General features: G+C 62.7%; 29 protein-coding genes, 1 other RNA gene and 1 riboswitch. Of the genes, 3 read left to right on the top strand and 27 right to left on the bottom strand.

Translation table 11 applies throughout. From position 1 onward, the window contains the following. Nucleotides 1-18: 18 nt before the first annotated feature. The 11 genes from lfgL to lfgB all read right to left on the bottom strand — a co-directional run bounded on the left by lfgL (nucleotide 19) and on the right by lfgB (nucleotide 8,758). Nucleotides 19-918 (bottom strand): lateral flagellar hook-associated protein LfgL, encoded by a 900-nt coding sequence (gene lfgL, locus ACVDHI_RS12990; protein WP_447212154.1) that lies wholly within the window; start codon nucleotides 916-918, stop codon nucleotides 19-21. A 10-nt stretch (nucleotides 919-928) separates the two neighbouring features. Further along, on the bottom strand, nucleotides 929-2,248 hold the full coding sequence (lfgK, locus tag ACVDHI_RS12985) for a lateral flagellar hook-associated protein LfgK (protein ID WP_041211811.1): 1,320 nt from the start codon (nucleotides 2,246-2,248) through the stop codon (nucleotides 929-931). Further along, nucleotides 2,248-2,646, bottom strand: coding sequence for a rod-binding protein (locus ACVDHI_RS12980; RefSeq protein ID WP_041211812.1), 399 nt, complete (start codon nucleotides 2,644-2,646; stop codon nucleotides 2,248-2,250). The genes lfgK and ACVDHI_RS12980 overlap by 1 nt, the downstream gene beginning before the upstream one ends. A gap of 8 nt (nucleotides 2,647-2,654) precedes the next feature. Beyond that, entirely contained in the window at nucleotides 2,655-3,761 is a 1,107-nt protein-coding gene (gene fgIL, locus ACVDHI_RS12975; protein ID WP_041214014.1) for a lateral flagellar basal body P-ring FlgIL, read from the bottom strand. Between the two features lie 8 nt (nucleotides 3,762-3,769). After that, nucleotides 3,770-4,441: a flagellar basal body L-ring protein FlgH gene (gene flgH, locus ACVDHI_RS12970; RefSeq protein ID WP_041211814.1), complete on the bottom strand. Its 672-nt coding sequence runs from the start codon at nucleotides 4,439-4,441 to the stop codon at nucleotides 3,770-3,772. After that, a complete protein-coding gene (lfgG, locus tag ACVDHI_RS12965) occupies nucleotides 4,441-5,226 on the bottom strand; it encodes a lateral flagellar basal-body rod protein LfgG (RefSeq protein WP_041211815.1) in 786 nt (261 codons plus the stop codon). Before lfgG ends, flgH begins: the two co-directional genes overlap by 1 nt. Before the next feature lie 74 nt (nucleotides 5,227-5,300). Further along, a complete protein-coding gene (lfgF, locus tag ACVDHI_RS12960) occupies nucleotides 5,301-6,035 on the bottom strand; it encodes a lateral flagellar basal-body rod protein LfgF (RefSeq protein WP_041214015.1) in 735 nt (244 codons plus the stop codon). Between the two features lie 10 nt (nucleotides 6,036-6,045). After that, nucleotides 6,046-7,239: a lateral flagellar hook protein FlgEL gene (gene flgEL / locus ACVDHI_RS12955; RefSeq protein WP_045522183.1), complete on the bottom strand. Its 1,194-nt coding sequence runs from the start codon at nucleotides 7,237-7,239 to the stop codon at nucleotides 6,046-6,048. A 17-nt stretch (nucleotides 7,240-7,256) separates the two neighbouring features. Continuing rightward, on the bottom strand, nucleotides 7,257-7,940 hold the full coding sequence (locus ACVDHI_RS12950; RefSeq protein ID WP_447212153.1) for a flagellar hook assembly protein FlgD: 684 nt from the start codon (nucleotides 7,938-7,940) through the stop codon (nucleotides 7,257-7,259). After that, entirely contained in the window at nucleotides 7,941-8,366 is a 426-nt protein-coding gene (flgCL, locus tag ACVDHI_RS12945; protein ID WP_041211819.1) for a lateral flagellar basal body rod protein FlgCL, read from the bottom strand. Between the two features lie 2 nt (nucleotides 8,367-8,368). After that, nucleotides 8,369-8,758, bottom strand: a complete 390-nt coding sequence (gene lfgB / locus ACVDHI_RS12940) for a lateral flagellar basal body rod protein LfgB (RefSeq protein WP_041211820.1) — start codon at nucleotides 8,756-8,758, stop codon at nucleotides 8,369-8,371. Nucleotides 8,759-8,819: 61 nt separating this feature from the next. On the opposite strand from lfgB, the gene lfgA reads away from it, so the two are divergent. From lfgA to flgN, 3 genes are all read left to right on the top strand, one after another. After that, nucleotides 8,820-9,611, top strand: a complete 792-nt coding sequence (gene lfgA, locus ACVDHI_RS12935; RefSeq protein ID WP_447212152.1) for a lateral flagellar basal body P-ring formation protein LfgA — start codon at nucleotides 8,820-8,822, stop codon at nucleotides 9,609-9,611. A gap of 79 nt (nucleotides 9,612-9,690) precedes the next feature. Further along, nucleotides 9,691-9,963, top strand: coding sequence for a flagellar biosynthesis anti-sigma factor FlgM (flgM, locus tag ACVDHI_RS12930; protein WP_041211822.1), 273 nt, complete (start codon nucleotides 9,691-9,693; stop codon nucleotides 9,961-9,963). Then, nucleotides 9,960-10,403, top strand: coding sequence for a flagellar protein FlgN (flgN, locus tag ACVDHI_RS12925; protein WP_042015073.1), 444 nt, complete (start codon nucleotides 9,960-9,962; stop codon nucleotides 10,401-10,403). Before flgM ends, flgN begins: the two co-directional genes overlap by 4 nt. 4 nt (nucleotides 10,404-10,407) lie before the next feature. On the opposite strand, the gene lfiJ is transcribed toward flgN, so the two are convergent. The 16 genes from lfiJ to rsmI form a co-directional block, all read right to left on the bottom strand. Beyond that, entirely contained in the window at nucleotides 10,408-10,824 is a 417-nt protein-coding gene (gene lfiJ / locus ACVDHI_RS12920) for a lateral flagellar protein LfiJ (protein WP_041211824.1), read from the bottom strand. 9 nt (nucleotides 10,825-10,833) lie between these two features. Beyond that, entirely contained in the window at nucleotides 10,834-12,165 is a 1,332-nt protein-coding gene (lfiI, locus tag ACVDHI_RS12915) for a lateral flagellar FliI-like assembly ATPase LfiI (protein WP_041214019.1), read from the bottom strand. Further along, nucleotides 12,158-12,850: a lateral flagellar assembly protein FliH gene (lfiH, locus tag ACVDHI_RS12910; protein ID WP_041211826.1), complete on the bottom strand. Its 693-nt coding sequence runs from the start codon at nucleotides 12,848-12,850 to the stop codon at nucleotides 12,158-12,160. The genes lfiI and lfiH overlap by 8 nt, the downstream gene beginning before the upstream one ends. A 12-nt stretch (nucleotides 12,851-12,862) precedes the next feature. Next, a complete protein-coding gene (gene fliGL / locus ACVDHI_RS12905) occupies nucleotides 12,863-13,891 on the bottom strand; it encodes a lateral flagellar motor switch protein FliGL (RefSeq protein ID WP_447212151.1) in 1,029 nt (342 codons plus the stop codon). Further along, nucleotides 13,878-15,623, bottom strand: coding sequence for a lateral flagellar M-ring protein FliFL (gene fliFL, locus ACVDHI_RS12900; RefSeq protein WP_373369055.1), 1,746 nt, complete (start codon nucleotides 15,621-15,623; stop codon nucleotides 13,878-13,880). The genes fliGL and fliFL overlap by 14 nt, the downstream gene beginning before the upstream one ends. Nucleotides 15,624-15,640: 17 nt before the next feature. Further along, nucleotides 15,641-15,967, bottom strand: coding sequence for a lateral flagellar hook-basal body complex protein LfiE (gene lfiE, locus ACVDHI_RS12895; protein WP_080767903.1), 327 nt, complete (start codon nucleotides 15,965-15,967; stop codon nucleotides 15,641-15,643). An 11-nt stretch (nucleotides 15,968-15,978) separates the two neighbouring features. Continuing rightward, nucleotides 15,979-17,241, bottom strand: a complete 1,263-nt coding sequence (gene lafK / locus ACVDHI_RS12890; RefSeq protein ID WP_324061498.1) for a lateral flagellar response regulator transcription factor LafK — start codon at nucleotides 17,239-17,241, stop codon at nucleotides 15,979-15,981. 251 nt (nucleotides 17,242-17,492) lie between these two features. After that, a riboswitch (cyclic di-GMP riboswitch) is annotated at nucleotides 17,493-17,580 on the bottom strand. A gap of 194 nt (nucleotides 17,581-17,774) precedes the next feature. Further along, nucleotides 17,775-19,850 (bottom strand): lateral flagellar biosynthesis protein LfhA, encoded by a 2,076-nt coding sequence (gene lfhA / locus ACVDHI_RS12885; RefSeq protein ID WP_041211829.1) that lies wholly within the window; start codon nucleotides 19,848-19,850, stop codon nucleotides 17,775-17,777. Nucleotides 19,851-19,853: 3 nt separating this feature from the next. Continuing rightward, a complete protein-coding gene (gene flhB / locus ACVDHI_RS12880) occupies nucleotides 19,854-20,990 on the bottom strand; it encodes a flagellar biosynthesis protein FlhB (RefSeq protein ID WP_128312872.1) in 1,137 nt (378 codons plus the stop codon). Further along, nucleotides 20,987-21,769 (bottom strand): lateral flagellar biosynthetic protein LfiR, encoded by a 783-nt coding sequence (lfiR, locus tag ACVDHI_RS12875; RefSeq protein ID WP_324061500.1) that lies wholly within the window; start codon nucleotides 21,767-21,769, stop codon nucleotides 20,987-20,989. Before lfiR ends, flhB begins: the two co-directional genes overlap by 4 nt. Further along, nucleotides 21,766-22,035, bottom strand: coding sequence for a flagellar biosynthesis protein FliQ (fliQ, locus tag ACVDHI_RS12870; protein ID WP_041211832.1), 270 nt, complete (start codon nucleotides 22,033-22,035; stop codon nucleotides 21,766-21,768). Before fliQ ends, lfiR begins: the two co-directional genes overlap by 4 nt. Before the next feature lies 1 nt (nucleotide 22,036). Next, complete coding sequence (gene fliP / locus ACVDHI_RS12865; RefSeq protein WP_041211833.1) at nucleotides 22,037-22,771, bottom strand: flagellar type III secretion system pore protein FliP; 735 nt, start codon at nucleotides 22,769-22,771, stop codon at nucleotides 22,037-22,039. Further along, nucleotides 22,771-23,148, bottom strand: a complete 378-nt coding sequence (gene lfiN / locus ACVDHI_RS12860) for a lateral flagellar motor switch protein LfiN (RefSeq protein ID WP_041211834.1) — start codon at nucleotides 23,146-23,148, stop codon at nucleotides 22,771-22,773. The genes fliP and lfiN overlap by 1 nt, the downstream gene beginning before the upstream one ends. Before the next feature lie 7 nt (nucleotides 23,149-23,155). After that, nucleotides 23,156-24,031: a lateral flagellar motor switch protein LfiM gene (gene lfiM / locus ACVDHI_RS12855; RefSeq protein ID WP_190285528.1), complete on the bottom strand. Its 876-nt coding sequence runs from the start codon at nucleotides 24,029-24,031 to the stop codon at nucleotides 23,156-23,158. Nucleotides 24,032-24,250: 219 nt separating this feature from the next. Continuing rightward, nucleotides 24,251-24,637: RNase P RNA component class A (gene rnpB / locus ACVDHI_RS12850), an RNA gene on the bottom strand. 62 nt (nucleotides 24,638-24,699) lie between these two features. Continuing rightward, a complete protein-coding gene (rsmI, locus tag ACVDHI_RS12845; RefSeq protein ID WP_041211835.1) occupies nucleotides 24,700-25,533 on the bottom strand; it encodes a 16S rRNA (cytidine(1402)-2'-O)-methyltransferase in 834 nt (277 codons plus the stop codon). Between the last annotated feature and the right edge of the window lie 146 nt (nucleotides 25,534-25,679).

Here is a 25,679-nt window from a genome sequence, read left to right as displayed (position 1 = left end):
CTGGCTCCTTAGACAGATTTAGGGCATGTAGTTGAACAGGCTCAGGCCATTCACCTTGGCAAAGGCCTGCTGTTGCACCTGCAGAGCCATCAGCACATGCGCCTGCTGGGTCACGGCCCCCGCGTAGTCGAGGGACTCTATCTGATTGCTCACTTCCTTGCTATAGGTGCTCTTCTCGGCATGACCCTCGTCCATCTGGTCCAGCAGGTTGATGCGTGCCCCTATGGTGCTCACCATCTGGCTGATGTCATCCTGCAGGGTCTTGCTGCGATCCAGCATGGCTCTGGCCTGATCCGCCGCATCCGGTGCGCCGGCATCGAAGGCCGCTACCATGTCGTCCAGCTGCTTGAAGAAATCCCCGTTCTGGATAAACAGGCTGTCTGCGGTCTGGTTGAGGGACACCGTCACCCCCCGGGCAATCTCCACCTCCCGCACCAGGGCATCCCCCTGATAGAGATAGCCGCCACCCGGACCCTGGACGATGGGGGTCTTGTCCACCTGGCTGCCGCTGAACAGGCTTGAACCGTTCTCGTTGCGGGCATTGGCGAGATCCAGCAGTCCCTCCTTGATGATGGCCGCCTCGCTGGACACCGCCCGGCGATCGTCCTCGGAGAGGGAACCGTTGGCCGCCGTCTGGGTCAGCTCCCGCAACCGGCTCAGCATGTTGGTCATGGTCTCGAACTGCAGCTCCCCCTGGGATAGCTGGCTCTTGGCATTGGCGATGTTCTTCTGGTACTGGGCCATAGCCACCTGCTCTTTCTTCAGACCGAGCAGTTGCACGCTGCCCACGGGATCGTCCGAAGGCTGCAGGATCCGCTTGTTGGAGGAGATCTGGCGATCCAGCCGGGCGTAGTCGCCAAAGCCCCGCTGCAGGTTGTCGAGCATGCTGAGCTGGATCTGGTTGGTGCTGATGCGCATGCGGACTCCGTCAGAACATGTTGAGAATGGAATTGAAGAGTTGATCCGAGGTGCTGATCACCTTGGCATTGGCCTGATACGCCTTGGTGTAGGCCATCACCTTGACCCCTTCCTCATCGAGGTTGACGCCGCTCACGCTGCTGAGCTTGGTGGCGAGCTGTTTCTCCATGTTGGCATCGGCCTCCATGGTCGCCTTGGCCTGACCGCTCTGCACCGCCATCTTGCCAAGCAGGGCACTGTAGGCATCGTACTGATCATCCTTGATGGTCAGCAGCTCCTGCAGGTTGCGGTTGTCGCCGTTGCCGCCCCCCGCCTTGGCGAAGGCGAGGTGATCCCCGGTAAAGCCGTCGGCCACCTTGAGGGTGCCGGAGGGATTGAGGGGGTCGTAGCTGAACAGGGGTTTGCCGGGATCGCCGTTCAGATCGACGCCACCCGCCTGCTTGGCGTTGAAGTCATCCGCCAGCTTCTTCGCGATCTGGTTCAGCTCATCGCGCAGGGGGCGCAGCACTGTGGTGCGATATTCCAGCACGCCCGCCAGGGTGCCGCCCTGAAGTCTGGGGACCTCGAAGGATTGCGGCCCGAAGCTCAGGCTCAGGGTGTCGCCGGCCAGAGAGAGGGTGCTGCTGCTGCCGGCCAGCACCAGGGGCTGGCCCTGGGGCAGGCTCAGGGAGAAGGAGCCGTCGCTCTGACGGTTGACCCGCACCTCCATGAAGGTCGACAGCTCACGCACTATCTGCTCGCGGCTGTCTTCCAGCGCCGAGGTGTTGACCCCTTTGGAAGCCTGCTCGCCGATCTGGGTGTTGAGCTCCGCCACCTGTTTGAGATAGCTGTTCACCTGGGTGATGGTGCTGCCCAGCTGATCGTCGATCTGCTTCTCCTGGGTCAGCAGGCTCTCGTTCAACTGGCCGAAGCGGTTGGCCAGGGCACCGGCCGAGCTGACGATCTGGCTGCGCTGCGCCGGTGTTTCCGGGCTGTCGAGGGCGGCGCTCAGGGACGCGAAGAAACTGTCCAGCCCCTTGGTGATGTTCATCGACTCGCTGCCGAGCAACTGCTCCGTCGTATTGATGTACTGGTGAAACGCATAGGAGGAGCCGGTCGCGGAGCGGCTGCGCCAGTGCTGGGAGACCAGATAGTCATCGGTGATCCTGCGAACCCCGGTCACCTCGACCCCCATGCCGTTGTCCATCCGGCCAAAGCCCGACAGGCTGCCCATCATGGCCTCCTGGCGGCTGTACCCGATGGTATTGACGTTGGCGATATTCTGGGCAGAGATGTTCAATGCGATCTGCGATGCATTGAGTCCGCTAAAACCGATACTGAGCAGCGACATCAGTCAACTTTCCTCATTTTTGCCGAATTCAGAGGCTGACTGAAGGCAGCCAGGGTCTGGGAGTCTGAAGCGACCACCGGCTCGGCATTCTTTAATGTGGGGGCCAGTTGATTGACCATCTGCTCCTTGAGCCCCATGCCGCCGCGCTTGACCAGGCTCATCGCGAGCTGGCTGTCGTACATGTCGCGGTAGAGGGACTCCCCCTTGATAAGCCTGTCCTCTTCATCCTGCATGGCGTCGGACGCCGAACGCATGTGCTTGAGCACCGTCTGCAGGAAGCTCACTTCGAACTGGCCGGCCGCCGCCTCCAGGGCCGCGCGCTGATCCGGGTTGCTCTTTATCTGCTGCAGTTCATTGAGATCCTGATAGAAACCAGGCTCCGAGGTAATTCTGGTCATAGAGATCCTTAGATGACCACCAGCTCGCCTTCGAGGGCTCCCGCCTCGTCGAGGGCTTGCAGGATGGCCATGACATCATCCGGGGTCGCCCCCAGGGAATTCACCGCCTTGACGATCACCTCCAGGGAGGTGCCATCCGGCCAGACAAACATGTTGTTGCGCTCCCGGTCAACCTGGATCTGGGAGTTGGGCGTCGTGGTGGTCCGCCCGTTGGAGAAGGCGTTGGGCTGGCTCACCGTCTGGCTCTCCCCTATGGTCACCGTCAGGCTGCCATGGCTGACCGCCGCCTTGTGCACCTTGACCCCCTGCCCCATGACCACGGTGCCGGTACGGCTGTTGAAAACGACTCGCGGCCGCTCCTTGCCCATGTCCACCTGGATGTCCTGCAACAGGGCCATGAAGGAGATCCGCTGGCTCTCGTCCCGGGGAGCCGCAATCTGGATGCGACCGGCGCTGACCGCCTTGGCCACGGGGCCGAGCTGGCGGTTGATCTCCCGTTCCACGTTGCGGGCCGTCTTGAAGTTGGGCTGGTGCAGGTTGAGCGTCACTTCCGGCTTGTCCGAGAAATTGCTGGCCACCTCCCGCTCGATGATGGCACCGTTCGGGATGATGCCGGCCGTTGGCACGTTGATGGTCACGGAGGAGCCGGATTGCCCCTCCGCCTTGACCCCGGCCACCACCAGGTTGCCCTGGGCGACCGCATAGACTTCACCGTCGATCCCGCGCAGGGGAGTGAGCAGCAGCGAGCCGCCTCTCAGACTCTTGGCATCGCCGATGGAGGTCACGGTCACGTCCATCTGCTGACCTTTGCCGGCGAGGGCGGGCAGCGTCGCCTGCACGGAGACGGCAGCCACGTTCTTGAGCTTGGGATCGATGTCATCGGGCAGTTGTACCCCGAACTGCTTGAGCATGTTGGTCATGGACTGGCCGGTGAATTTGACCTGGCTGCGATCCCCGGTACCGGAGAGGCCGACCACCAGGCCATAGCCCACCAGCTGGTTGGCTCTCATCCCCTGCACGTCGGCAATGTCCAGCAGGGCCCGTTTGGCGGGGGCAGCGGCGCCGGCCACGCCCGACAGCGCCAGGCAGAGCAGGGCGATATACCATCTGTTCATCGAAATCCTCACAAGGGGGAGAAGGCGGAACTGAAGAAGCGCGACAGCCAGCCCATCTGGTTGCTGTCGGCCAGGGCGCCGCGACCGGCATAGGTGATGCGGGCATCGGCGATGCGCTGGGACGAGATGCGGTTGCTCTGGTCGATGTCCTCGACCCGCACCATGCCCCCCAGACGGATGTACTCATCCCCCTGGTTGAGGCGGATCCACTTCTCCCCCCGGATCCCCAGCACCCCGTTGGGCATCACTTCGGCCACGGTGACCGTGATGGCCCCCGCCAGAGTATTCTGCTGGCTGGAGGTCGCCCCGCCGTCGAAGTCGCGATCCGCCTTGATAGAGGCACTCCAGTCCGGTCGGGAAACACCGCCGATGGAAGGCACAGGCACGCTCAGATTGCTGTTCTTGTTCATGCTGGTGTTGGCCTTCTTGCTGGACTGGGTGCGCTCCTCCAGCATGACGGTCAGGATGTCGCCGACCCGGTAGGCACGGCGATCCTGGAACAGGGTCATCATGTAGTCGTTACGGTAGAGGCTGCCATCCTCACCCACCCCGGCTTTCGTCAGCTCGGAGCGGGAAGGAGCCCACTTCTCGTCACCGGGCTCGGGGGCCTGCAACTCATAGGTGGAGCAGCCCCCCAGCAGCAGGGCGAGCACGACGCAATACCACACCGGCCTCATCATCACAGCGCCTGGGTCACGAATTTGAGCATCTGATCGGCGGAGGAGACCACCTTGGCATTCATCTCGTAGGCGCGCTGGGTGGTGATCATGTCCACCATCTCTTCCACCACGTTCACGTTGGAACTCTCCAGGGTGAACTGCTTGATGGCCCCCATGGCCTCTTCACCCGGAACCCCTTCGATGGCTTCACCGGAGGCACCGGTCGCCCGGTAGAGGTTGCCCCCCAGGGCTTCCAGACCGGCCGGGTTGGAGAAGTTGGTCAGGGTGATGCGCCCCAGCTCCACGTTCTCCTGCTGTCCCGGCAGGGTGGCGCTCACGGTGCCGTCGGTGCCGATGGCGATCTTGGTAGCGTTGTCCGGGATCTGGATCTGCGGCAGCATGGGCAGGCCGTCGGCATTGACCAGCAGCCCTTCCGCATTGCGGTGCCATTGACCGTTGCGGGTATAGGCCGTCTCGCCATCCGGGCGCTCGACGCTGAAGAAGCCGGCCCCCACCACCGCCATGTCCAGCTCCTGGTTGGTGTTCTGGAACTGCCCTGGCGTGAATACCTTCTGGGTGCCGACCACCCGCACACCGTTACCCATCTGGATGCCGATGGGGGACAGGTTCTGCTGATCCTGCTGGGCACCGGGCTGGCGCTGAACCTGATAGAACAGATCCTCGAACGCCACCCGATCGCGCTTGAAACCGACCGTGTTGACGTTGGCCAGGTTGTTGGAAATGCTGGCCATCTTGGCATCCTGTGCCGACAGACCCGTCTTGCTCACCCACAGCGCTGCATGCATCTTCGTTTCTCCACCTGATTCGTTCGAACGGGGTGCATCCCGTCAGTATTCATTCCCGGCCGCATGGCCGACCGTCAGCCCTGGCCAGAGATCAGCCTGGCACCCTGCCTGGCCTGCTCGTCCGCCGTCTTCATCAACTTGACCTGCAACTCGAAGTTGCGGGTCAGGGACATGCTGCCGATCAGCTCGTCCACCGCGTTCACGTTGGCCCCCTCGAGGAAACCGGACGCCAGCACCACCTGCTCGCTGATCTCCGCATCCCCGCCCTGGCGCTGGCGAAACAGGCCGTCAGCCCCCTTGACCAGCTCGGCCGGATCCGGGTTCACCAGCTTGAGCCGGCCCACGTCCAGACGGGCGCCGCCCCCCGGCGGGGTGATGCTGAGGGAGCCATCCTTGCCAAAGCTCAGATCCCGATAGGCGGGCAGCACCATCTCGCCGCCATCCCCAAGCACGGGGCGGCCGTTGAGGGTCAGCAACCCCTCCCCGTCCACCTCCAGGTTGCCGGCACGGGTGTAGGCCTCCTTGCCGTCTGCGGTCTGCACGGTGAGAAAACCGTCGCCGCGGATCGCCACGTCCAGCTTGCGGCCGGTCTGCATCAGGGCGCCCGCCCGAAAGTCGGTTCCCGCCTGCTCTTCCCTGGCCATGACCCGGCTCTGGTAGCCATCGCCGGTCAGGGCATAGGCGGACGCCCGCTCGAAGTCGGCACGAAAACCGGCGGTATTCACGTTGGCCAGGTTGTTGGCCCGGATCTGCTGGGCCATGAGGGTGTGTTGCGCCCCCGACATGGCGGTATAGATAAGCTTTTCCACGGATCACGCCTTAGAAGGAGTTGAACAGGACCTGGGTCATCTTGTCCGCCGAGCTGATGGTCTTGGCGTTGGCCTGGTAGTTGCGCTGGGAGGTCATCAGGCTGACCAGTTCCCCGGTCAAGTCGACGTTGGATGCCTCGTAGGCGCCCGCCGTCAGGCCGCCCAGGGTCCCGCTGCCCGGTGCCCCCAGCACGGGCTGGCCCGAGCTGAACGACTGCTGCCAGGTGGTGTTGTTCGCTTGCAGCAGGCCCTGGGGATTGGCGAAGTTCGCCATCACCACCTGACCCTGGAGCAGGCTCTGGCCGTTGGTGAAGGTGGCGTAGACGCCGCCGTCCGCATCCACCCTGACCCCGGTCAGATCCCCGGCGGTATAGCCGTTAGACTGGTTGCGCGTGGCGTTGAAATCGGAGGCGTACTGGCTGACCCGGGCCAGATCGGCGGTGAGGGTGATGGGCTCGGCACCGGCGGGGGCCAGGTTCAGCACGGGGGCAGTGGTCGGCGACTTCAGGGTGCCGTTGGTGTTGAACTCCATGGTCACCGGCGCACCGGTCTGGGTCCCGTTGAAGGCATAGTTGACCTGCCAGGTATTCTCGCCGGTCTTCACGAAATACTGGGTGACGGTGTGCTCGACCCCGAGAGAGTCATACACCTTGCTGGACTGGGAGTAGCTGAAACTGTCCGCCTTGGCGGGATCGAAGGGGTGCAGCCCCTGGTCGATGACGCTGGCGTCCGCCTTGAGGTTCGCCACGAACTCCAGGGTGTCGGACGGCTTGGCCGCCAGGCTGCCCGCCTTGACCTGAATGTCACCCACCACGCCGGATTGCAGCTCACCCGCCTCGTTGGTCACATAACCCTGCAGACGGTTGCCGCTGGCGGTGATCAGGTAGTTGCTGGCATCACGCTGGAACAGGCCGGCCCGGGTATAGGAGGTCTGACCGTTGTCATCCTTGAGCACGAAGAAGCCGTTGCCGGAGATGGCCAGATCCAGGCCCCGCCCGGTACGGGTCACATCCCCGTTGCGATCGAAGTTCTGGGAGACGTTGCTCATCTCCACGCCGCCAGCCTGGCCGCCACCGTAGATGGCGGCAAACTCGGCACGGCTGGACTTGAAACCGGCGGTGCTGGCGTTGGCCACGTTGTTGCTGATGACGCTCAATTCCTGGTTGACGGCGCGCAGGCCACTCAGTCCGATATTAAAAGACATGTTTCGCTCCTATCTGGTTACGCCGACTTGCCAAACTGGACGGCGCTGAACAGGGGAACCTCCCCCACGCCTGCCACTTGCAGCATGATCTCGCCCGTGCCCGGCAAGCTGACGCGCTCCACCTGGCTGGCTACATAATTGCGGGTGGTGGTGGCGACTCCCCCCAGGGAAGCCTTCACCTCGAAGCTGTATTCGCCAGCGGGCAGCACCGGCAATTCGTAATCCAGCGCCCCCGCCTTGCTCTCGCCCCAGTTCTTGGTGGCGACCAGGGTGCCGTGCTTGTCATAGACCTTGAGCTCGACCGTGTCGGCCGCGCCGCCCAGCTCCACCTGACCGCGGCTCGCCTTCTCCTGCTCCTGGCCAAGGGTCTGGCTCGGCACCATCACTTCCTTGCCGATGAGATCCGTGCTCTGGAGCACCTGCTGGGTGTCCATCATGTTGATGGACTTCTGCTGCAGCACTTTCAGGCTCTCGACCCCTTCCACCATGCTGAACTGGGCCAGCTGGGTAACGTACTGGGCACCATCCAGGGGGTTGGTGGGATCCTGGTTCTGGATCTGGGCCACCATCATCTGGAGAAATTCATTGCGAAGCTGGACCCCCTGCCCCTCGGAAGTACCGTTGGCGGCGATCTCAGAGGTGGCGGCGCGCTGGCTGGCGCTGCGGGCGGTATCCAGGCTGCTGACTTGAGGCAGGCTCATTTACACCCCCTGACCAAGACGCAGCAGCCCTTGCTGCATGCTGTTGATACGGTTGATCACCTCGACCGAGGTCTCGAATCCCCGGGAGGCGCTCATCATGTCCGCCATCTCTTCCACCGCGTTGACGTTGGAGTAGTAAACGAAGCCATCCCCGTCGGCCAGGGGATTGGTCGGCTCCAGACGTTTTTCCACCTGGCGGTCAGACTGGACGATACCGGCTATCTGCACCTGGGCGGCCCCCAGCCCTTCGGCCTCCTGCACCCGCTGATAGAGGGTGGAGAAGACGGGCTTGATGGCGCGGAAGGCGGCCTCTTCGCTGCCGGCGGCGCTGTCGACGTTGGCGAGGTTGGAAGCAACGGTGTCAAGGCGGACGGTCTGCGCCCGCATGGCGCTGCCGGCGATGTCATAGATGCGATTGAACGACATGATTAACGGCCCTCGATCGCCTTGGCGATCCCGGTGATTTTCATATTCAGGAAGGTGAGACTGGTCTGGAAGTCGGTGGCATTGCTGGCAAACTTGCTCTGCTCCACGCTGAGCTCGGCGGTGTTGCCATCCATGGAGACCTGATAGGGTATGCGGTAGAGGGGATGTTGCATGTCATTGCCCATGGTGCCCTCGCTGATGGTGCTGCCCGGCTCTCCTGCCTCCACCTGCCGGGCGACCCGGCCGAGGATGGCCTTGTAATCCACATCCCGTGCCAGATAGCCCGGGGTATCCACATTGGCCAAGTTCCCTGCCAGAATACGAGCCCTGTCTGCCCGCACATCGAGGGCATAGGGGTGTACGCCAAGCGCACTGTCAAATGAGATACTCATGCTTCATCCTTCTTGTGAACCAGTCAGACCGGTGCATCCTTTATCAAGACTCATGCCAATCATGAAAAACCGTTGTTTCCGCTGGTCAGGCCATCACCCCTGGCTGACAAGAGTGACAAAAGGGGAAGCATTGTTTCCCATAGGGAAGCGAGCAGGTCTCCTTGCCCTGCTACTCCTGGCACTCCCCTCGTGGGCGGCCCCTTCGTCGCTGTCGCAGCAGTTGACCGACGGTCTGAGGGCAGATGCCGAAACGGCACTGGGGGAGTATCTGCGCCAGCAAGGCTGGCCAGAGACCCGGGCCGACTATCAGGTCTGGCTCTCCCCCGCCGTGGCCCACCTGCCGGCATGTAGTCAGGCGGTTCGCTTCCAGGCTGGCGGGCAGTATCGCCAACCCTGGGGGCGGCGCCCCTATCTGGTGGAATGTACCGAGCCCGCCTGGCAGTTGCGGGCCCGGGTGGAGGTCACCCTGATGTTGCCGGTCTGGGTGGCGGCAAGGGACATCCCCAAGGGACATGTCATCGCCCCGGAGGATCTGCTGGAGAAATCCCTCGATGCCAGCCGGTTGCAGCGGGGCTTCACCCACAGCTCGCAGCCCCTGGCAGGCAGCAAGAGCCTTCGCCATCTGAGGATGGGGCAACTGGTCGGTGAACTCGATCTGCAACAGGCCTGGGCCGTCCGGGCAGGGGAAGGGGTGCTGATCCGGGCCGGGCAACCGGGCTTTTCCGCCACGACCCGTGGAACGGCCTTGTCAAACGGCGCCATCGGTGAAGGGGTGAGGGTCAGGAATCTCGGCTCCGGCAAAGAGATCCAGGCCTGGGTGGTTGACAAGGGGGAAGTCGAAACCCGCTTTTAGCACAGAAATGGCGAGTTTGATTCAAGTTCGGCCACCTCAGGGTCGCCTGTCACAAGAGAGACCACCAGGAATTCACGTTATGAAAATCACACGCACCGACCCTGTCTACGTTCAACCCCAGTCTCAGCGCAAGGCGGGAGCCACACCGGCACCTCAGCCCCAGGCCAGCCAGGGGGAAGCCAGGATCAGCGCCACCGCCCAGACCATCAATCAGGCGAGGGTCGAGCTGGCCTCCACCTCTGATGTGGACATGGAGAAGGTCAACCAGATCCGCCAGGCCATCAGCGAGGGTCGGCTCGAACTGGACATGGATGCCCTGAGCCAGGCCATTCTGGACATGCATCGCCGATGAGTCTGCCTCCCAAACAACGGATCCAGCAGTTGATCATCGGCATCCGGCAGGATTGTGGCCGCTACGCCGACCTGCTGCAGTTGCTGCTCAATCAGTACCGTCTGCTGGCAAGCCACGACGTGGCCGGGCTGACGGAACACAACCGGCAACAGACCCGGCTCATGGGCGAGATCCAGCACCAGGTCAGGCTGCGCTGCGAACATCTCCAGGCACTGGGGCTCAAGCCTGACGAGCGGGGCATGGCCATCCTCATCGGCAAGCTCCCCTCCCCGCTGCGCCAGCAAGTGGACGAGCAGTGGCAGCGGCTGGAGCAGTTGCTGCTGCAGTGCCGTCGCCAGAACGAGCAGAACGGCCGCCTGCTGGCAGGCCAGATAGAGACCATCCACACCCTGCTGGGCCAGGAGTCATCCTATGGCAGGCAGGAGCACTTCCCCGACTGACCCTTTACGTTCCCTGCCGGGCACGATGACCCAGTGCGGCGAGTTCGTCGAGCTGCCGCTGCTCACCTGACTCCTGACGCTGACGGGCCGCCAGGGCCCGCTTGTCCAGCAACAGCTCCAGCCCCTTGACCCGACCGAACTGCCTGACGAGCTGCCCCTCGTGATGAGCCAGATCCTGGCTGGCGAGCGCACACTGCTGCAACTGGTGGGTCAGCAGGTGGCGAAGCTGCCCCTGCATCTGCTGCTTGTTCTGCCACAGCAGGGGATGAAAGCTCGACGAGCCCGGGTGCATCGTCTCGATGACCTCCTGCAGCCTGAGGGCTCGGTGCTCCTCCTTCATCGCGACCTCGCGCAGACGCTGCCGCTCTTTGCCCATGGCCTCCAGGGCATCCTGCTGCAGACCGAGATAGGATTTCAGCACGCCGCCTCCTTATGCCCTGCCGAGCACATGCTTGAGACCGCCCAGCACCTGGGTGATGGGTGTCTCTTCCTGAATGCCCTGCTGCAGGAAGCTGGCGATGGCAGGATAGCGCTGGACCGCCTCGTCCATCTGGGGATCCGCCCCGGGCTGATAACCCCCCAGGGGCAGCAGCTCACGCACCTGCTGGTAACGACCCCAGAGCTGGCGCAGATTCACCGCCAGCCCCTGCCATTCGGGAGAGACCACCTGAGGCATCACCCGGCTCACCGAGGCACCAATGTCGATGGCAGGATAGTGCCCCTCCTCCGCCAGGCGGCGGGTCAGCACGATGTGACCATCGAGAATGGCCCTGGCGGAATCCACCACGGGATCCTGCTGGTCATCCCCTTCCGCCAGCACGGTATAGAAGGCGCTCAGGCTGCCCTCGGGGTGCGTGCCGTTGCCCGCCCGCTCCACCAGCTGGGTGAGCAGGCTGAACACCGAGGGCGGATAGCCGCGGGTCGCAGGGGGTTCGCCGATGGCCAGCGCGATTTCCCGCTGGGCCTGGGCGTAACGGGTCAGGGAGTCCATCAGCAGCAACACATCCTGACCCTGTTCGCGGAAATATTCGGCGATGCGGTGGCACAGCTGGGCGGCGCGCAGCCGCATCAGGGGGGATTGATCCGCCGGTGCCGCGATCACCACGGCGCGGGCAAGCCCCTCGCTGCCCAGGCTGTGTTCGATGAACTCCCTCACCTCCCGGCCACGCTCGCCGATGAGCCCCACCACCACGATGCGGGCGCTGGTATTGCGGGTCATCATGCCGAGCAGCATGCTCTTGCCCACACCGGAACCGGCAAACAGTCCCAGACGCTGGCCCTTGCCCACCGTCAGCAGGCCATTGATGGCCCGGATGCCCACGTCGAGCGGCTCGCGTACCGGGGTGCGCAACAGGGGATTGGGAGGGGAGGAAAACAGGGGAACCCGTTCCCCTTCCTCTTTCAGGGGACGGCCATCCAGCGGTTGCAGCAGGCCATCCACGACCCGGCCAAGCAGATGCTCGCCGACCCGGATGGTCTCCTCTCCGTCGACGGGCAGCACCCGGGCGCCGGCATAGAGACCGCTCATGGGCTGGAGCGGCATCAGGTAGGAAATGTCCCGGTTGAAGCCGACCACTTCCGCCAGCAGGGCGGCGCCGGTGGCGGTCTCCACCTCGCAGCGCTGCCCCATGATGAGCTGGCACCCCACGACTTCCAGAGTCAGGCCGGTCACGCGCACCAGCCTGCCATAACGACGATAGCCGGGCACCTCCTCCAGGCTATCGAGGGCACAGGTCAGCGCCTGTTGCAGCGCATCATGCATCCGAAGAGAGTTCCAGGGTCTGGTTGAGTTGTTCGATGCAGCGGCCGAGGCGCTCCCCCGTGTTGATCTCGACCACCGCGGCCCGTGTCTCGATGCGGGCGTCCCCCACGGCCAGTGCCGGGTCCACCTGCAACGGCCACTTCTCGCAGCGGGTCACCCCCTGCTCGGCCAGGCGCTGCCGGTCTCCTTCGTTGAGGTAGATCACCAGCTCTTCCGACTCGCTCGGCAGGCTGGCCATGGCCTGCTCCACCTGCTGGAGCACCTGCTGGGGATTGAGGGTGAACTCGGCCTGGATCACGCGCTTGGCCACCTGGGCCACCAGCTGGGCGACCAGGGCCTTCTGTTCCAGCATCCGGGCCCGGGTCAGGGATTCCCACTGCTGCTGCAACGTTGCAAAGGGCACCATGGCCTCATCGAAGGCGGCACGTCCCTCGGCCAGCCCCTGGGCCAGACCACGCACCTGTCCCTGTTGCAGCCCCTTGGCTTCCCCCTCGAACAGGCCACTGGCCAGCCCCTGCTGGTACCCGGCCTGATACCCTTCCGCCTGCCCCTGCTCCAGCCCCTGCTGGTAGCCGTATTCGAACTCTTCCTGCTGGCTTCTGGCCTCTTCCCCGCTCTGGCCCAGCGCCGGGAAGCGGTAGAGACGGGTGGCACCTGCCGCCAGTTTGCGCACATGCTGACTCATGCCTGTCTCCTGTTAACTGACGGTGGGCTCTTCGAACAGCTGGAACTCGATCTCGCCCTGCTCCACCAGCTCGCGCACCAGCTTCATGGCCTCTTCCCGGGCCTGCTCCACCTTGCGCAGGGAGACGCTGCCCTGATCCTGGATCTGGGCCTCCAGTGCCTGTGCCATCCGTTTGGGCATGGCGCCAAGCACCACCTTGCGGAAGCCGGCATCGGTGTTCTTCAGGGCCAGGGCCAGCAGATCCGCCGGCAGCTCCTGCACCAGACGTTGCAGGGTATCGTCGCTCTGGCGACGCAGGGCCATGAAGTCGAACATGTTCTTCTCGATTTCGAGGGCCAGCTCACCATCGTGCTCCCGCAGCAGGATGAGCATCTGCTCCTTGTTCCCCTGATAGCGATTGAGGATATCGGCCACCTGGCGCACCCCGTTGACCTTGGCGCCGGACTGATCGGCCACATAGGCGAGGCAGCGATCCAGCGTGAGCCGCAGCTCACCCAGCACGTGTTCGCTGACCGAGCTGAGGCTCGCAACCCGCACCAGCAGATCGTCGTGCACCGACCCCGGCAGGGCATCGAGCACGGCAGAGGCGGTCTGGGGTGGCAGGAAGGCGAGCAAGACAGCCTGCATCTGGGGATGCTCATTGCGGAAGAAGCGGGCCAGCACATCCGCCGGCACCCATTGCAGACGCTGGATGTCCTGGCTCATCGCATCGCCATAGAGGCTGTCGAGCAGGCTGCGGGAAAGCCGCTGGCCCAGCGCCAGATCCAGGGTCTGTTCCAGATATTCCCGGGAGGCGCTGCCGATGCCGCTCTGCTCGCGATACTGGTTGAAGAACTGCTGCAGCGTCCACTTGGCTTCTATCGAACTCACGCCGGAGAGGCTGGCCATCTTGGAGATGAGGCGCTGCACTTCGTCGCGGGACAACTTCTGCATCACCTTGGCCGCCGCCTCGGTGCCCATGCTCAGCAGCAGGATCGCGGCTTTTTCCAGATTGTCGATGTCGATGTCGACCGCGTTCTGATTCAGATTAACGTTGCTCATTGCCACTCACCCATTGTCTGACCACTTCCGCCACCCTGGCCGTGTCCTTGTCTACCAGCAGTTGCAGGTGCTTGAGCTGGACTTCCAGCTCGGAACCCGGTTCGGGCAGCGCCTCCAGATCCAGGGAGGAGAACTGGGGCTCGAGCCGGAACTCGGACTGAGACTGGGACAGGCTCTTGCCCGTCGCAGACTCTTCCAGTTCCCCATCCCCTTCCCGGCGCATGGAGAGGCCCATGGTCGGCTCCTGCTCCTCGTCCGGCTCCTGTGCGGCATCAGTGTCGGGATATTGCTGGGTACGCACCAGGTGCTTCACCAGAGGACGGATGCCGAAGAACACCAGGGTCAGCCCCAGCAAACCACCCACCAGGTAACGCAGGGAGTCTTGCCAGTAAGGGGTTTCCAGCCAGCTCGACGCTGGCGGCTCCACCGGCACCGCACCGGTGAAATCGAAGACCTGCAGACTGATCTGGTCGCCACGGGTGCCGTCAAAGCCCACCGAGCGCTCCACCATCTGGCGGATCTGCTCGAGCTGTTCCGGACTCCACCCCTCCTTGGGGGCGCTCTGCTGATTGAGCAGGATGGAGACGTTCATCTTCTCCAGTCGTCCCTGCTGATAGCGGGTATGCACTATGGTGCGGCTGCTTTCATACTGCCTGCTGACTTCCTGCCGCTCGGTGCGGGTATCGTTCTTGGCAGGCTCCTGGGCAGCATTCCCCTCGGTGGCGGCCTGATCGGTCTTGGGAGCGGTTTCGGGCGGTCGATTGGAGAGCGCACCGGGGATACCGAGGGCCAGGGCATCGATGGTCTTGTCCGATTTGTTGGACTCCCTGGTCACCACGGCATTGGGATCGAGCTGTTGCTGGGTCTCTTCCACCGCATTGAAATTGACGTCCGCGGCGATCTGCACCCGGAAGTTGCCCGTGCCCAGCATGGGGGAGAGCATGTCGCTGGCACGCTGGCGAATGTACTGCTCCAGCTTGCGCACATATTCCATCTGCTGGACGCTCTGCTTGCCGAAACCGGCCTTGTCGCCGAGCTCGGCACTCAGCAGCTGGCCGCTTTGATCCACCACGGTGACGGCCCCGGGCTTCATGCCGGAGATACTGCCCGCCACCAGGTTGGCAATCGCCTCGACCTGGCCCGGCTCCATGGTCTGGCCCGGTTGCAGATCCAGCATCACGGACGCGCTGGGTTTCTCCTCGTCGCGCCCCACGAACAGGGTCCGCTTCGGAATGGCCAGATGTACCCGGGCACTGCGCACCGCATCCAGGGAGATGATGGTTCTGGCCAGCTCCCCTTCCAGGGCATGGCGGTAGCGCGCCCCTTCCATGAATTCGCTGGTGCCAAGGCCGGTGACGTTGTCGAGCCCCTCCAGGCCGGACGGCATGGCCGCCCTCACGCCCCGCGCGGCCAGCGCCATGCGGATGTGGGCCAACTGGCTTTCAGGTACCAGGATCTGGCCGGAGCTTTTCTCCAGCCGGAAGGGTACCTGCTCCTTCTCCAGCATCTCCATGATGTTGGCGGTGTCGTAAAGCTCCTGCTTGCCGTAGAGGGGCACGTAATTCTTGCTGGAGGTCCAGAGGATGACCACTATGGTGGCGGCAACCACGGCGGCCAGCAGCGCGATGGTCAGAATGGATTTGTTGTCGCGAGACAGGGTACGCCAGTTGCGCACCCCGTCCTGCACCCGGGCCAGCAGGGAGCCCGACGCCCCCGGTGCGGAGGATACCAGTTCAGTCATGATCAACCTCAGAGCGGCATGCGCATGATGTCATCAAAACCCGTCATCAGTTTGTTGCGCACCTGCATCAGGGCGGAAAAACTGAGACCGGCCTTCTGGCTGGCCACCATGGCCCCCACCAGATCGTCGCTCTGACCCGCATCGACGGCGGTCATCAATCGGGAGGCGATGTTCTGCTGCTCGTTGACGCGGCCGACGACGTCGCGCATGGCGTCGCTGAACGAGACGCCTGACGCCTCGTTCGGTTCGATGGAAGGGGGTTGACTGGCGACTCGCTGCATTTCCTGCATCTGCTGCAGGAGCGTCACCTGTGATGACATGATCTCAATCTTCACTCGGTTATCCCTTAGTTTTGTATCTGCTGCTCGACATCGATGCCCTGCTCGCGCATGGCAGCCAGCTTGTATCTAAGTGCCCGGGTCGTCATTCCGAGGGCTTCGGCCGTGCGTGTCCGGTGACCACGGAAACGGCGCAACGTCTCAAGGACGAATTGAAATTCAGCATGCCGCTTGGTCTCGCTGAGCCCCTCGGGGGCCGCAAGCGTCTGCGGTTGCGGGGTGTCGGCTTCGGCGGCGTAATGGGGCAACATCAGATCGACGGCCTGAATATGCAAGCCGCGAGCCATAATTAGCGCTCGCTGAATCACGTTGTCCAGCTCACGCACATTGCCAGGCCAGTCATAGGAGAGCAGTTGCTGACGGGCACTCTCGCCGAGGCGATACCCCTGCTGTGCGGCGTAGCGTTCGATGAAGTATTCCGCCAGAGGCAGGATGTCATCCCGCCTCTCCCGCAGTGCCGGCCAGCTCATGGGGAGCACGTCGAGCCGGTAGAAAAGGTCCTCGCGAAACGCGCCCTGCAGCACCAGCTCCCTCAGGTCCCGGTTGCTGGCGGCGATGATCCGCACATCCAGCGCGATCACCTGATGACTGCCGAGGCGTTCCACCTCTTTCTCCTGCAACACCCGCAGCAACTTGGCCTGCAGCGCCAGCGGCAGTTCGGAGATCTCGTCGAGCAGCAGGGTGCCGCCCTGGGCCAGCTCGAATTTTCCCTGCTGGTTGGCGGTTGCCCCGGTGAAGGCCCCCTTGCTGTGTCCGAACAGGATGGATTCGAGCATGGCTTCCGGGATGGCCGCACAGTTGATGGCCACGAAAGGCTTGCCGGCCCGGCTGGACATCTCGTGGATGTAGCGAGCCAGTCGCTCCTTGCCTGTCCCGGATTCGCCACCGATGAGGATGGTGGCCGATGTCTTGGCTGCCCGCCGGGCAAGCTGCAACACCTGCAGGCTCTGGGGGGACGTGGCGATCAGATTGGGAATGGCCTGGCGCAGGCGCAGGGCCCCTCTCACCACATCGAGGATCTGGCGCTGGCTGAAGGGCTTGATGATGTAGTCGATGGCGCCGGCCCGCATGGCTTCCGCCGCCAGGTAGGCCTGATGCTCGTTGACCAGAATGACGCAGTCGGTCCCTGCCAGCGTCTGCACCATGGCGGGCCCTGCCTCGGTCATGACCGCCATGTCGAGCAGAATGAGATCGACCGCATGGTTCGAGAGAAATTGCTTGGCCAGCGACACGGAATCGACACAGGAAACACGATAACCGGCACTGAGCAATATACGTTCAACATCGTTTCCATTTGATAACGAAGCTGAAACTAATAATAAATGAGCATGCATTTCAATACCGGTCGGTATTGAATTTTCCTTGCTAGATAAATCAGAAAACATATATCCCGAACCTGTGATTGCACATGAATCAATCAACAGAACTGATGCGTGAAAAATAAAGACACACAAATAGAGACCGCACCCTTTATTGAGTGAATGGTCTATATCGGTATAAAAACAAGGCGGGAAATCATGGCCTTGGTAACCCCGCTATCATTAGCATCAATGCTGTTAGACCGGAGGCTTTGCGTCCTGACTTTTCAGTTCAGTTTGCCTTTATCATGCGACGACCCGTATTTGGATGGCATGGCTACGTTGTCCCTGAAGCCATGTGATACATCCGACTATTTCTATTTTTTTCTTAACTGTCAGTATGTATCGCGTCAAAAGTCGTCACATGATAGCGGCTTTATATGACAATTCAAGCAGATATGCGGAATAGGCGCTTCCTGTCCCTGTGACGCCAAGGCAATTCCACTTCAGCCCAGAGTCCCGATGACTTCGACTCGCAAATCTTCCGGTATCTCGTTATAGGAGAGCACCTTGAGGCCTTTCGAGAAGGAACGGGCATAACGGGCTATCAGCGGTCTGAGCTGGGGCATCACCACCAGCACGGGCGCATATCCCTGTTGCTGCAGTTGCTCCTTCACCAGCGGCATGTTCTGCTGCAACTGCGCCAGCAACTGGGGATCCACCGGGAAGCTGTCCAGCTGGATCTTGCCCTGCTGCTGTGACTGGCTCATGGCCGTCAGCAGGGTCTGCTCCAGCCGGTCATCCAGGGTGAAGGCCGCCAGCACGTCGCGGGACCCGATCGCCTGTCTGACGATCTGGCGCTTCAGTGCGCAGCGCACATCGGACGCCAGCAGGACGGGATCCTTGGTCAGCTCGCTCGCATCCAGCAAGGTGGTGGCGATGGTGCGGATGTCGGTGAGGCTGATCTGCTCCTTGAGCAACTGGCGGAAGACCCGCAGTTGCTGCATCTGGGTCAGGGCCAGATTGAGCTCTTCCGCAAGACGGGGGGACTGGGTCGCCAGATGCTGACCCAGCTTGCCCACCTCGTCATGACCAAACAGGCCGTCGAGCTGCTCCCTGAGCAGCTTGCTGGCGTGAGTCGCGATAACGGTGGCGGAATCCACCACCGAGTAGCCCAGATTGAGGGCCTTGGCCTTGTTGTCCGGCGAAATCCAGACCGCACTCATGCCATAGGCCGGATCCTGTGTCAGCTCGCCATCCAGGGCGCCATAGGTCTCACCGCTGCTGATGGCCATCAACCGCTGGCAATCCACATTGCCCGAAGCCAAAGGGATGCCGGATAGCTTGATGCGGTACTGATCCGGCTGCAATTGCAGGTTGTCCCTCACCCGGATCTCGGGCAGCAGGAAGCCGTACTGCTCGGAGAGTGTCTTGCGAATACCGCGTACCCGGGCCAGCAGCTCGGCCCCCTTGTCCGCCTCCGCCAGCGGTACCAGTCGATAACCCAGTTCGATGGCGACCGCGTCCACCGGGGGCAGGTCCTGCCACTCCAGCCCCTGGGGCTCCGGCTGCACCATCTGGCGCGTCAGCGCCTCGGCCGCATCCAGCGCGGGATCCTGCACCCGGCGCTTGCTGACGCTCCAGCCGGTCCAGGCCAGCACGGCCGCAAAGCTGAGGAAGGCCAGCATGGGCATGCCGGGAACCAGCCCCAGGATCAGCATGACGGTCGCCGCCGTGTAGATCACCCGAGGAGAGGCCAGGATCTGCTGGCCAACCTGATCCGACATCTCCCCTTCGTCACTCACGCGGGTGACGATGATGGCTGCAGCCGTGGACATCAGCAGGGAGGGGATCTGGGCGACCAGACCGTCACCTATGGTGAGCAGGGCATAGATGCGGAAGGCATCGGAAACCGGCAGCGAGTGCTGGAAGATGCCGATGGCCAGGCCCCCGACGAGGTTGATGATGAGCACCAGCAGACCGGCGATGGCATCACCACGCACGAACTTGGAGGCCCCGTCCATGGCCCCGTAGAAGTCCGCTTCCCTGGCGATCTCCTCCCGTCTTGCCCGGGCCTGGTGCTGATCCAGGGTCCCCGCATTGAGGTCGGCGTCGATGGCCATCTGCTTGCCCGGCATGGCGTCCAGGGTGAAGCGGGCGGACACTTCCGAGATCCGCTCGCCCCCCTTGGTGATCACCACGAAGTTGATGATCATCAGAATGACGAAGACCACCAGACCCACCACGTAGTTGCCACCGATGACCACTTCGCCGAAGGCCTGGATCACCTTGCCGGCCGCTTCGTTGCCTTCATGGCCGTGCAGCAGCACCACCCGGGTGGAGGCGACGTTGAGGGAGAGCCGCATCAGGGTGGCCACCAGCAGCACGGTCGGGAAGACGGAGAAGTCGAGGGGCCGGCGGGCCGAGACGGAGACCAGCAGCACCAGCACCGCCAGCACGATGTTGAAGGTGAACAGGGCATCCAGCAGCCAGCCTGGCAGAGGCAGTATCATCATCGCCAGGATGGCCAGCAGCATCATGGGGATGGCTGTATAGGATTGGGTAAAGACACGCCAGTTCACAACTTACCTCTCAGGTTGACGTAATTCGGGCGGCACGTGCAGGGGGGCAAGGGGATTGGGTTTCCTGCCCTTGCCAGCCTCATAGGCCCGTAGCTGCAATACATGGTTCAATACATAGGCGACCGCGGTGTACAGACCCGCCGGCACTTCCTGATCCACCCGGGTGGAGTAGTAGATGGCCCGGGTCAGCTCGGGCAGGCTCATCACCCGCTTGTCATGGGCTTTGGCCACCTCGCGGATCCGCTCCGCCATGCCGTCCACCCCCTTGGCAATCACATAGGGGGCGTTGGCCCGCTCGGGATCGTACTTGATGGCCACCGCATAATGGGTCGGGTTCACTATGATGACATCGGCCTGGGGCACCCGCTGTTCGATGCGGGCCCTGGCCAGCATCCCCTGCACCTGGCGGATCCTCGCCTTGATCTCCGGACGCCCCTCGCTGTTCTTGTGCTCGTCCTTGACCTCCTGCTTGGTCATCTTCAACTGCTTGTTCAAGGACCAGCGCTGGTAGGGCACATCCAGCACCGCGATGAGCATCTGCACACTGCCTAGCAAGATGAATGCCTGGGAGAGGATCCGCAGCGCCTGTTCCATGGCCGCCTGGGGCGGCATGCGGTTCATCATCATCAGGGTGGGCCACTGGTGCTGGAGCAGCATGGCCAGGGTGCCGCCGATCAGCAGCACCTTGAGCAGGGATTTCAGAAGTTCCATCAGACTGTGGGTGGAGAACATCCGCTTGAGCCCCTTGAGCGGGTTGAGCTTCTCCCCGCTTGGCATCAGCTTCTTCCAGACCAGCACCATGCCGCCAGGCACGCTACTGAGCAGCACCAGCAGCAGGGCCAGCACGCCGAACAGAGGCAGCAGCACCCACAGCATCCCGATCAGGGCGTCCGCGGTCCACTGGATCATCATCTGGGGATCCCGTGCCCCTTGCCAGTTGAAACGCTGAGGCTGCTTCATCAGCTCGGCAAAGAAGAGCCCGAAACTCGGTACCATCCACTGCATGACCAGACCGCCGACGAGCAGCAGGCCGGCCGAGCTCAACTCCCTGGAACGTGCAATCTGGCCCTCTTCCCGCGCCTTGCGCCGTTTCTGGGAAGAGGCCTCTTCGGTTTTGTCCTGGGCGCTGTGCTGGCTCATGTCGGCGTCAATGCCCTGAGCTGGGTCAGCACGTAACCGACCAGATCCAGGTAGCGGGCCGGGACGCCGCTGATGGAGATGGCCATGGTGAGCAGCCCCAGCAGCAACGTCATGGGGAAGCCCAGAGAGAAGATGTTCAGGGAAGGGGCCGTACGATTGAGCACCCCGAAGGTGAGGTTCACCATCAGCATGGCCACCACGGCAGGCAGGGTCAGGATGAGGGCGGCTCCGATGCTCCAGCCAAACAGGCCGATGACCCCCTTCAGATCGAGGACGTAGAGCGATGTTCCCGGCGGCCAGGTGCGCAGGCTCTGCACCAGGACATCCAAAGTCACCAGATGGCCGTTCAGACCGAGGAACAACAGGGAACAGAAGACCAGCATGATCTGGCTGACGATGGGCGCCGTGTCTCCGTTGGAAGGATCGTTCATCACCGCCATCCCCAACCCCATCTGCATGGAGAGGATCTGCCCCGCCATGGTCATCACCATGAACAGCATCTGTATGCAGAGCCCGAACAGCAGACCGAACAGCAACTGCTCCAGGGTCAGCACCACCATGCCGGCACTGAGGGGTTCCAGCGCCGGCATGCCTTTCATCATGGGGGCGATCAGCAGACTGATGACGAAGGCCAACAGGATGCGAACCTGTGCAGGCACCCGGCCGTCACCGAATACCGGCATCACCCAGAAGGCGGCCGCGATGCGAATGAAGGGCCACCACCACTGTCCCAGCCAGGCGGTCAGCTCGGCCGCACTGAACGACAGCAGGGAGTTCATCCGATAAGCCCGGGGATCTTCTGGAACAGGTCGGCGAACAGGGTGGTGATCTGCGACAGCAGCCAGTTTCCCGTGAAGATGAGGGTCAGCAGGGTCACGATGAAACGGGGCAGGAAGCTCAGTGTCTGTTCCTGGATCTGGGTCGCCGCCTGGAAGATGCTGACCACCAGCCCGACGATGAGACCGGGCACGATCAGCACCGAGACCATGATGACCACCAGGTTCACGGCCCCGCCCACCAGGGCCACACTCTGCTCGGGGGTCACGTCAGCCTCCCCCGCCGAAACTGGCCGCCAGGGTACCGACCGTCATGGACCAGCCATCCACCAGCACGAAGACCATCAACTTGAATGGCAGCGAGATGATGAGAGGGGAGAGCATCATCATCCCCATGGCCATCAACACGCTGGCGACCACCAGATCGATGACCAGAAAGGGGATGAACAGCATGAAACCTATCTGGAAGGCGGTGTTCAGCTCGCTCAGCACGAAGGCTGGCAACAGCACGCCGAACGGCACCTCGCTCTTGGCGAGGGTGGTCGGCTCTCCGGAGATGCGCAGCATCTGCTCGAGATCCGGCTCCCTGGTCTGGGCCAGCATGAATTGGCGCAGCGGTTTTTCGGCGCGGGCCAGCCCTTCCGTCAACGTGATTTCGTTCTGGTCGTATGGCACGAAGGCGTTCTGGTACATCTCGGTCCAGACCGGCCTCATGATCACCAGGGTCAGGATCAGGCTGATGCCGATCAGCACCCGGTTAGGTGGGCTTTGCTGCAATCCCAGGGCCTGACGCAGGATGGCCAGCACTATGATGATCCGGGTAAAACTGGTCATCATCAGCAGCAGGGTCGGCAGCAGACCCAGCAGGGTCATGAAGAAGAGGATCTGCAGCTTGACGCTGTAGTCCTCTCCCCCAGCTTCGCTCGGCGATACCGAGAACAGCGTCATGTCCGCGCCCCAGCTCGGCAACGCCAGCAGGAGCAGGGCAACCAGCAGATAACGCATCAGTCGTTCATGCCGCCCAGCAATTTGGTGTCCACGACGTCCACCAGCCGCAGCCCGTATTTGCCGTTGACCACCACCACCTCGCCCCTGGCCAGCAGGCGCCCGTTGACGCGGACATCCAGCGGCTCGCCCGCCAGCTTGTCCAGCTCGATGACGGCCCCCTCTTCCACCTTCATCAGCTCGCCCAGCGCCACCTCGGTGCTGGCCACTTCCAGCGTCACCTTGACCGGAATGTGGTGAAAGAAGGAGAGATCCCGCTGTTTGGTACTGCTGGTCGGCGCCATGTAGTCGGCCGCACTCGGCATGCTGATGTCGTCCCCAAACAGCTGATCCAGGCCATCCAGATCCAGCGGGTCATTCATGTTGTGCTCGTTCACGCTTCGACTACTCCTCTACCACTGTTGCCACCTGGTACACCAGGCTGCCTTTATGTTCGGCAATGCGTCCATTGAAACAGGGGCGCTGGCCGATCAGGGCTGGCACCACCTCGGGTAAATCCAGCGAGAGCACGTCTCCCACCTTGAGGCATTCGAGATCCGCCAGCGTCATGGACATCTGCCCCATGACCACCCGCAGCCGCACCGGCACCTGGATCAGCGCCTCTTCCAGTTGCGCCACCTGCACACGCTGACCTTCAGCGATACCGGGCGCCTCTTCGGGGGGCGCCAGCCAGAACTGCCAATCGTGCTGGCTGCCACCGGCCAGCATACTGGCCTGCGCCTTCCAGAGCGGGCCTGCGGGCAGGGCCTCCCGGGAGATCAGATTCAGCTGCCAGGAGAGGTCTCCCTGCCCCTGACAGGTCGACCAGATTTCCACCTGGTACTGGCACAGCCGCAGCAGCAGTCGCTGTTCGGTGTCGGTCAATCCCCTGCCATGGGGCGTAGTGGCCCCCTTGTGTTGCAGAGTGCCGCCGAAAAACAGCACGGCAAGCCGATAGATGACCGCAGGAGAGATGGAGAAAAAGGCGACACGCTGGGCATCCAGAGGAGTACGGGCTTCGACCCAGACCTGATGATCATCCTCCTCTTGCGGCAACGCAGAAGAAAAGTCCTGGTAACCCAGATCGCAATCCGCCGCATTGAACAACTGGGCCATGCAGCCCGACGCCTGCTGGGAAAAGACGCTCAGTTGGGTGTTGAGTTGCCTGAGACGGGCCTGATTGGCCCTCTCGACCCCCAGCAAGTCATATTGAGGCAGGGCTCTGCCCCGCTCGGCACAGATCAACCGGGAAGGGGTGTGCATTACGCCGCTTGATGACATTACAAATCCACCTTTGCCATTTTCATCTCGTCCTGCTGCATGGAGACATGCCGGCTCCATGATCGATACCGATAGCCCAGACGACACAGAGCGACCGAAAGGGGCGAGAACTTTATTACAAAACCCCAAAAGGCGCCACGCGACCGCGTGACCAGCCGAAAATAAAAATCCCGGCACCAAAAGGTGCCGGGATTTTGAGGTAATCACTTACCAGAAAGAGGTCGGAGTCGGCCTGTAAGCCGGGTTCTGTACCGGGTTGCCCCGGGTAGCAATCATTCCTCTAGGCCAGCAATCGCTCGCTGGCTCAAGCAACCTACCCGCCCCCAACGCGGGCCGCGCCAATAGGGGCCTATTTGGTCTTGCTTCAGGTGGAGTTTACCGTGCCACGAACTGTTGCCAGTCGCGCGGTGCGCTCTTACCGCACCCTTTCACCCTTACCTGATCCCTTGCGGGCCATCGGCGGTCTGCTCTCTGTTGCACTGGTCGTAGGCTCGCGCCCCCCAGGCGTTACCTGGCACCCTGCCCTGTGAAGCCCGGACTTTCCTCCCCTCCGCCCGTCTGCCCCGAGGGACACAACGACGAAGCAGCGATTGCCCAGCCAACTCCGAGGCGCGGATTATAGCCTCGCGAGACGGACGGGGTAAACCGTCAATTCCGGTTTACGGCAATTAATAGTGCTCGAGACCGTATTTGTAGAGGGCGTTCTTCTTCACCCCGTGGATCTCGGCGGTGAGGGCTGCAGCCTTCTTGAGGGGCAGCTCGCTGACCAGCAGGCCCAGGGTGCGGATCGCCTCCGCAGGCAACTCGTCATCCACCTTGCTGGCACCGGCGACCACCAGCACGATCTCCCCGCGGCAACGGTTATCGTCCTCTCCGAGCCAGGCCAGCATCTCGGAGGCGGGCAGACCGTGGATGGACTCGAAGGTCTTGGTCAGCTCGCGGCACACCACCACCTGGCGCTCACCAAGGATGCGAGCAATGGCTTCCACCGTCTCCTGCACCCGGCGCGGCGATTCGTAGAACACCAGAGAGCGGGTGTCTTCGATGACGGCTTGCAGGCGATCATCCCGCCCCTTGGCCTTGGCCGGCAGGAAACCCTCGAAGGCGAAGCGGTCGGTGGGCAGCCCGGCGGCGGACAGCGCCGTGATGGCGGCGCAGGGACCGGGCAGCGGCACCACCTTGACCCCGGCTTCGCGACAACGGGTGACCAGGTGATAACCGGGGTCGCTGATGAGCGGCGTCCCCGCATCGGAGACCAGGGCCACGCTCTTGCCCTCCTTGATGCGGGCGATCAGCACATCCGCCTTTTGCTGCTCGTTGTGATCGTGCAGAGCAAAGGTCGGTACCGAGATCTGGTAGTGGCTGAGCAGGATCCCGGTATGCCGGGTATCCTCGGCGGCCACCAGATCGACGCTGCGCAGCACGTCCAGTGCTCGCTGGGTGATGTCGGCCAGATTGCCGATCGGAGTGGGGACTATATACAGGGTTGGGATGTCACTCATGGGAGCTCCGAGTGTCCCGACAATTGTGTCGCCATATTGGCCCGTTTACACTATGGAGAATTTCAACACTGGTCGGGGAATGAACTTGAACCGGGTTATAAAGCAGCTAAGTGTATCACGACTCTTCGGCATCCTACTCGCGGCAG

It is taken from the genome of Aeromonas sp. 25-248 (genome assembly GCF_053005425.1).
Note: the sequence above shows the minus strand (reverse complement) of the source record. Positions and strands in the feature narration are given on the sequence as shown.

Bases quoted from the DNA above. Each gene is read 5' to 3' on its own strand.
- lfgB (WP_041211820.1), bottom strand. From the start codon at position 8,758: ATGAGTATCTCATTTGACAGTGCGCTTGGCGTACACCCCTATGCCCTC.
- flhB (WP_128312872.1), bottom strand. From the start codon at position 20,990: ATGAGCCAGCACAGCGCCCAGGACAAAACCGAAGAGGCCTCTTCCCAG.
- lfgG (WP_041211815.1), bottom strand. From the start codon at position 5,226: ATGCATGCAGCGCTGTGGGTGAGCAAGACGGGTCTGTCGGCACAGGAT.
- lfiI (WP_041214019.1), bottom strand. From the start codon at position 12,165: ATGCATGATGCGCTGCAACAGGCGCTGACCTGTGCCCTCGATAGCCTG.
- flgCL (WP_041211819.1), bottom strand. From the start codon at position 8,366: ATGTCGTTCAATCGCATCTATGACATCGCCGGCAGCGCCATGCGGGCG.
- fgIL (WP_041214014.1), bottom strand. From the start codon at position 3,761: ATGAACAGATGGTATATCGCCCTGCTCTGCCTGGCGCTGTCGGGCGTG.
- lfiM (WP_190285528.1), bottom strand. From the start codon at position 24,031: ATGTCATCAAGCGGCGTAATGCACACCCCTTCCCGGTTGATCTGTGCC.
- lfgA (WP_447212152.1), top strand. From the start codon at position 8,820: ATGAAAAACCGTTGTTTCCGCTGGTCAGGCCATCACCCCTGGCTGACA.
- flgH (WP_041211814.1), bottom strand. From the start codon at position 4,441: ATGATGAGGCCGGTGTGGTATTGCGTCGTGCTCGCCCTGCTGCTGGGG.
- lfiR (WP_324061500.1), bottom strand. From the start codon at position 21,769: ATGAACTCCCTGCTGTCGTTCAGTGCGGCCGAGCTGACCGCCTGGCTG.
- flgEL (WP_045522183.1), bottom strand. From the start codon at position 7,239: ATGTCTTTTAATATCGGACTGAGTGGCCTGCGCGCCGTCAACCAGGAA.
- flgN (WP_042015073.1), top strand. From the start codon at position 9,960: ATGAGTCTGCCTCCCAAACAACGGATCCAGCAGTTGATCATCGGCATC.
- rsmI (WP_041211835.1), bottom strand. From the start codon at position 25,533: ATGAGTGACATCCCAACCCTGTATATAGTCCCCACTCCGATCGGCAAT.
- lfiH (WP_041211826.1), bottom strand. From the start codon at position 12,850: ATGAGTCAGCATGTGCGCAAACTGGCGGCAGGTGCCACCCGTCTCTAC.
- fliGL (WP_447212151.1), bottom strand. From the start codon at position 13,891: ATGAGCAACGTTAATCTGAATCAGAACGCGGTCGACATCGACATCGAC.
- fliP (WP_041211833.1), bottom strand. From the start codon at position 22,771: ATGCGTTATCTGCTGGTTGCCCTGCTCCTGCTGGCGTTGCCGAGCTGG.
- ACVDHI_RS12950 (WP_447212153.1), bottom strand. From the start codon at position 7,940: ATGAGCCTGCCTCAAGTCAGCAGCCTGGATACCGCCCGCAGCGCCAGC.
- ACVDHI_RS12980 (WP_041211812.1), bottom strand. From the start codon at position 2,646: ATGACCAGAATTACCTCGGAGCCTGGTTTCTATCAGGATCTCAATGAA.
- lfgL (WP_447212154.1), bottom strand. From the start codon at position 918: ATGCGCATCAGCACCAACCAGATCCAGCTCAGCATGCTCGACAACCTG.
- lfgK (WP_041211811.1), bottom strand. From the start codon at position 2,248: ATGTCGCTGCTCAGTATCGGTTTTAGCGGACTCAATGCATCGCAGATC.
- flgM (WP_041211822.1), top strand. From the start codon at position 9,691: ATGAAAATCACACGCACCGACCCTGTCTACGTTCAACCCCAGTCTCAG.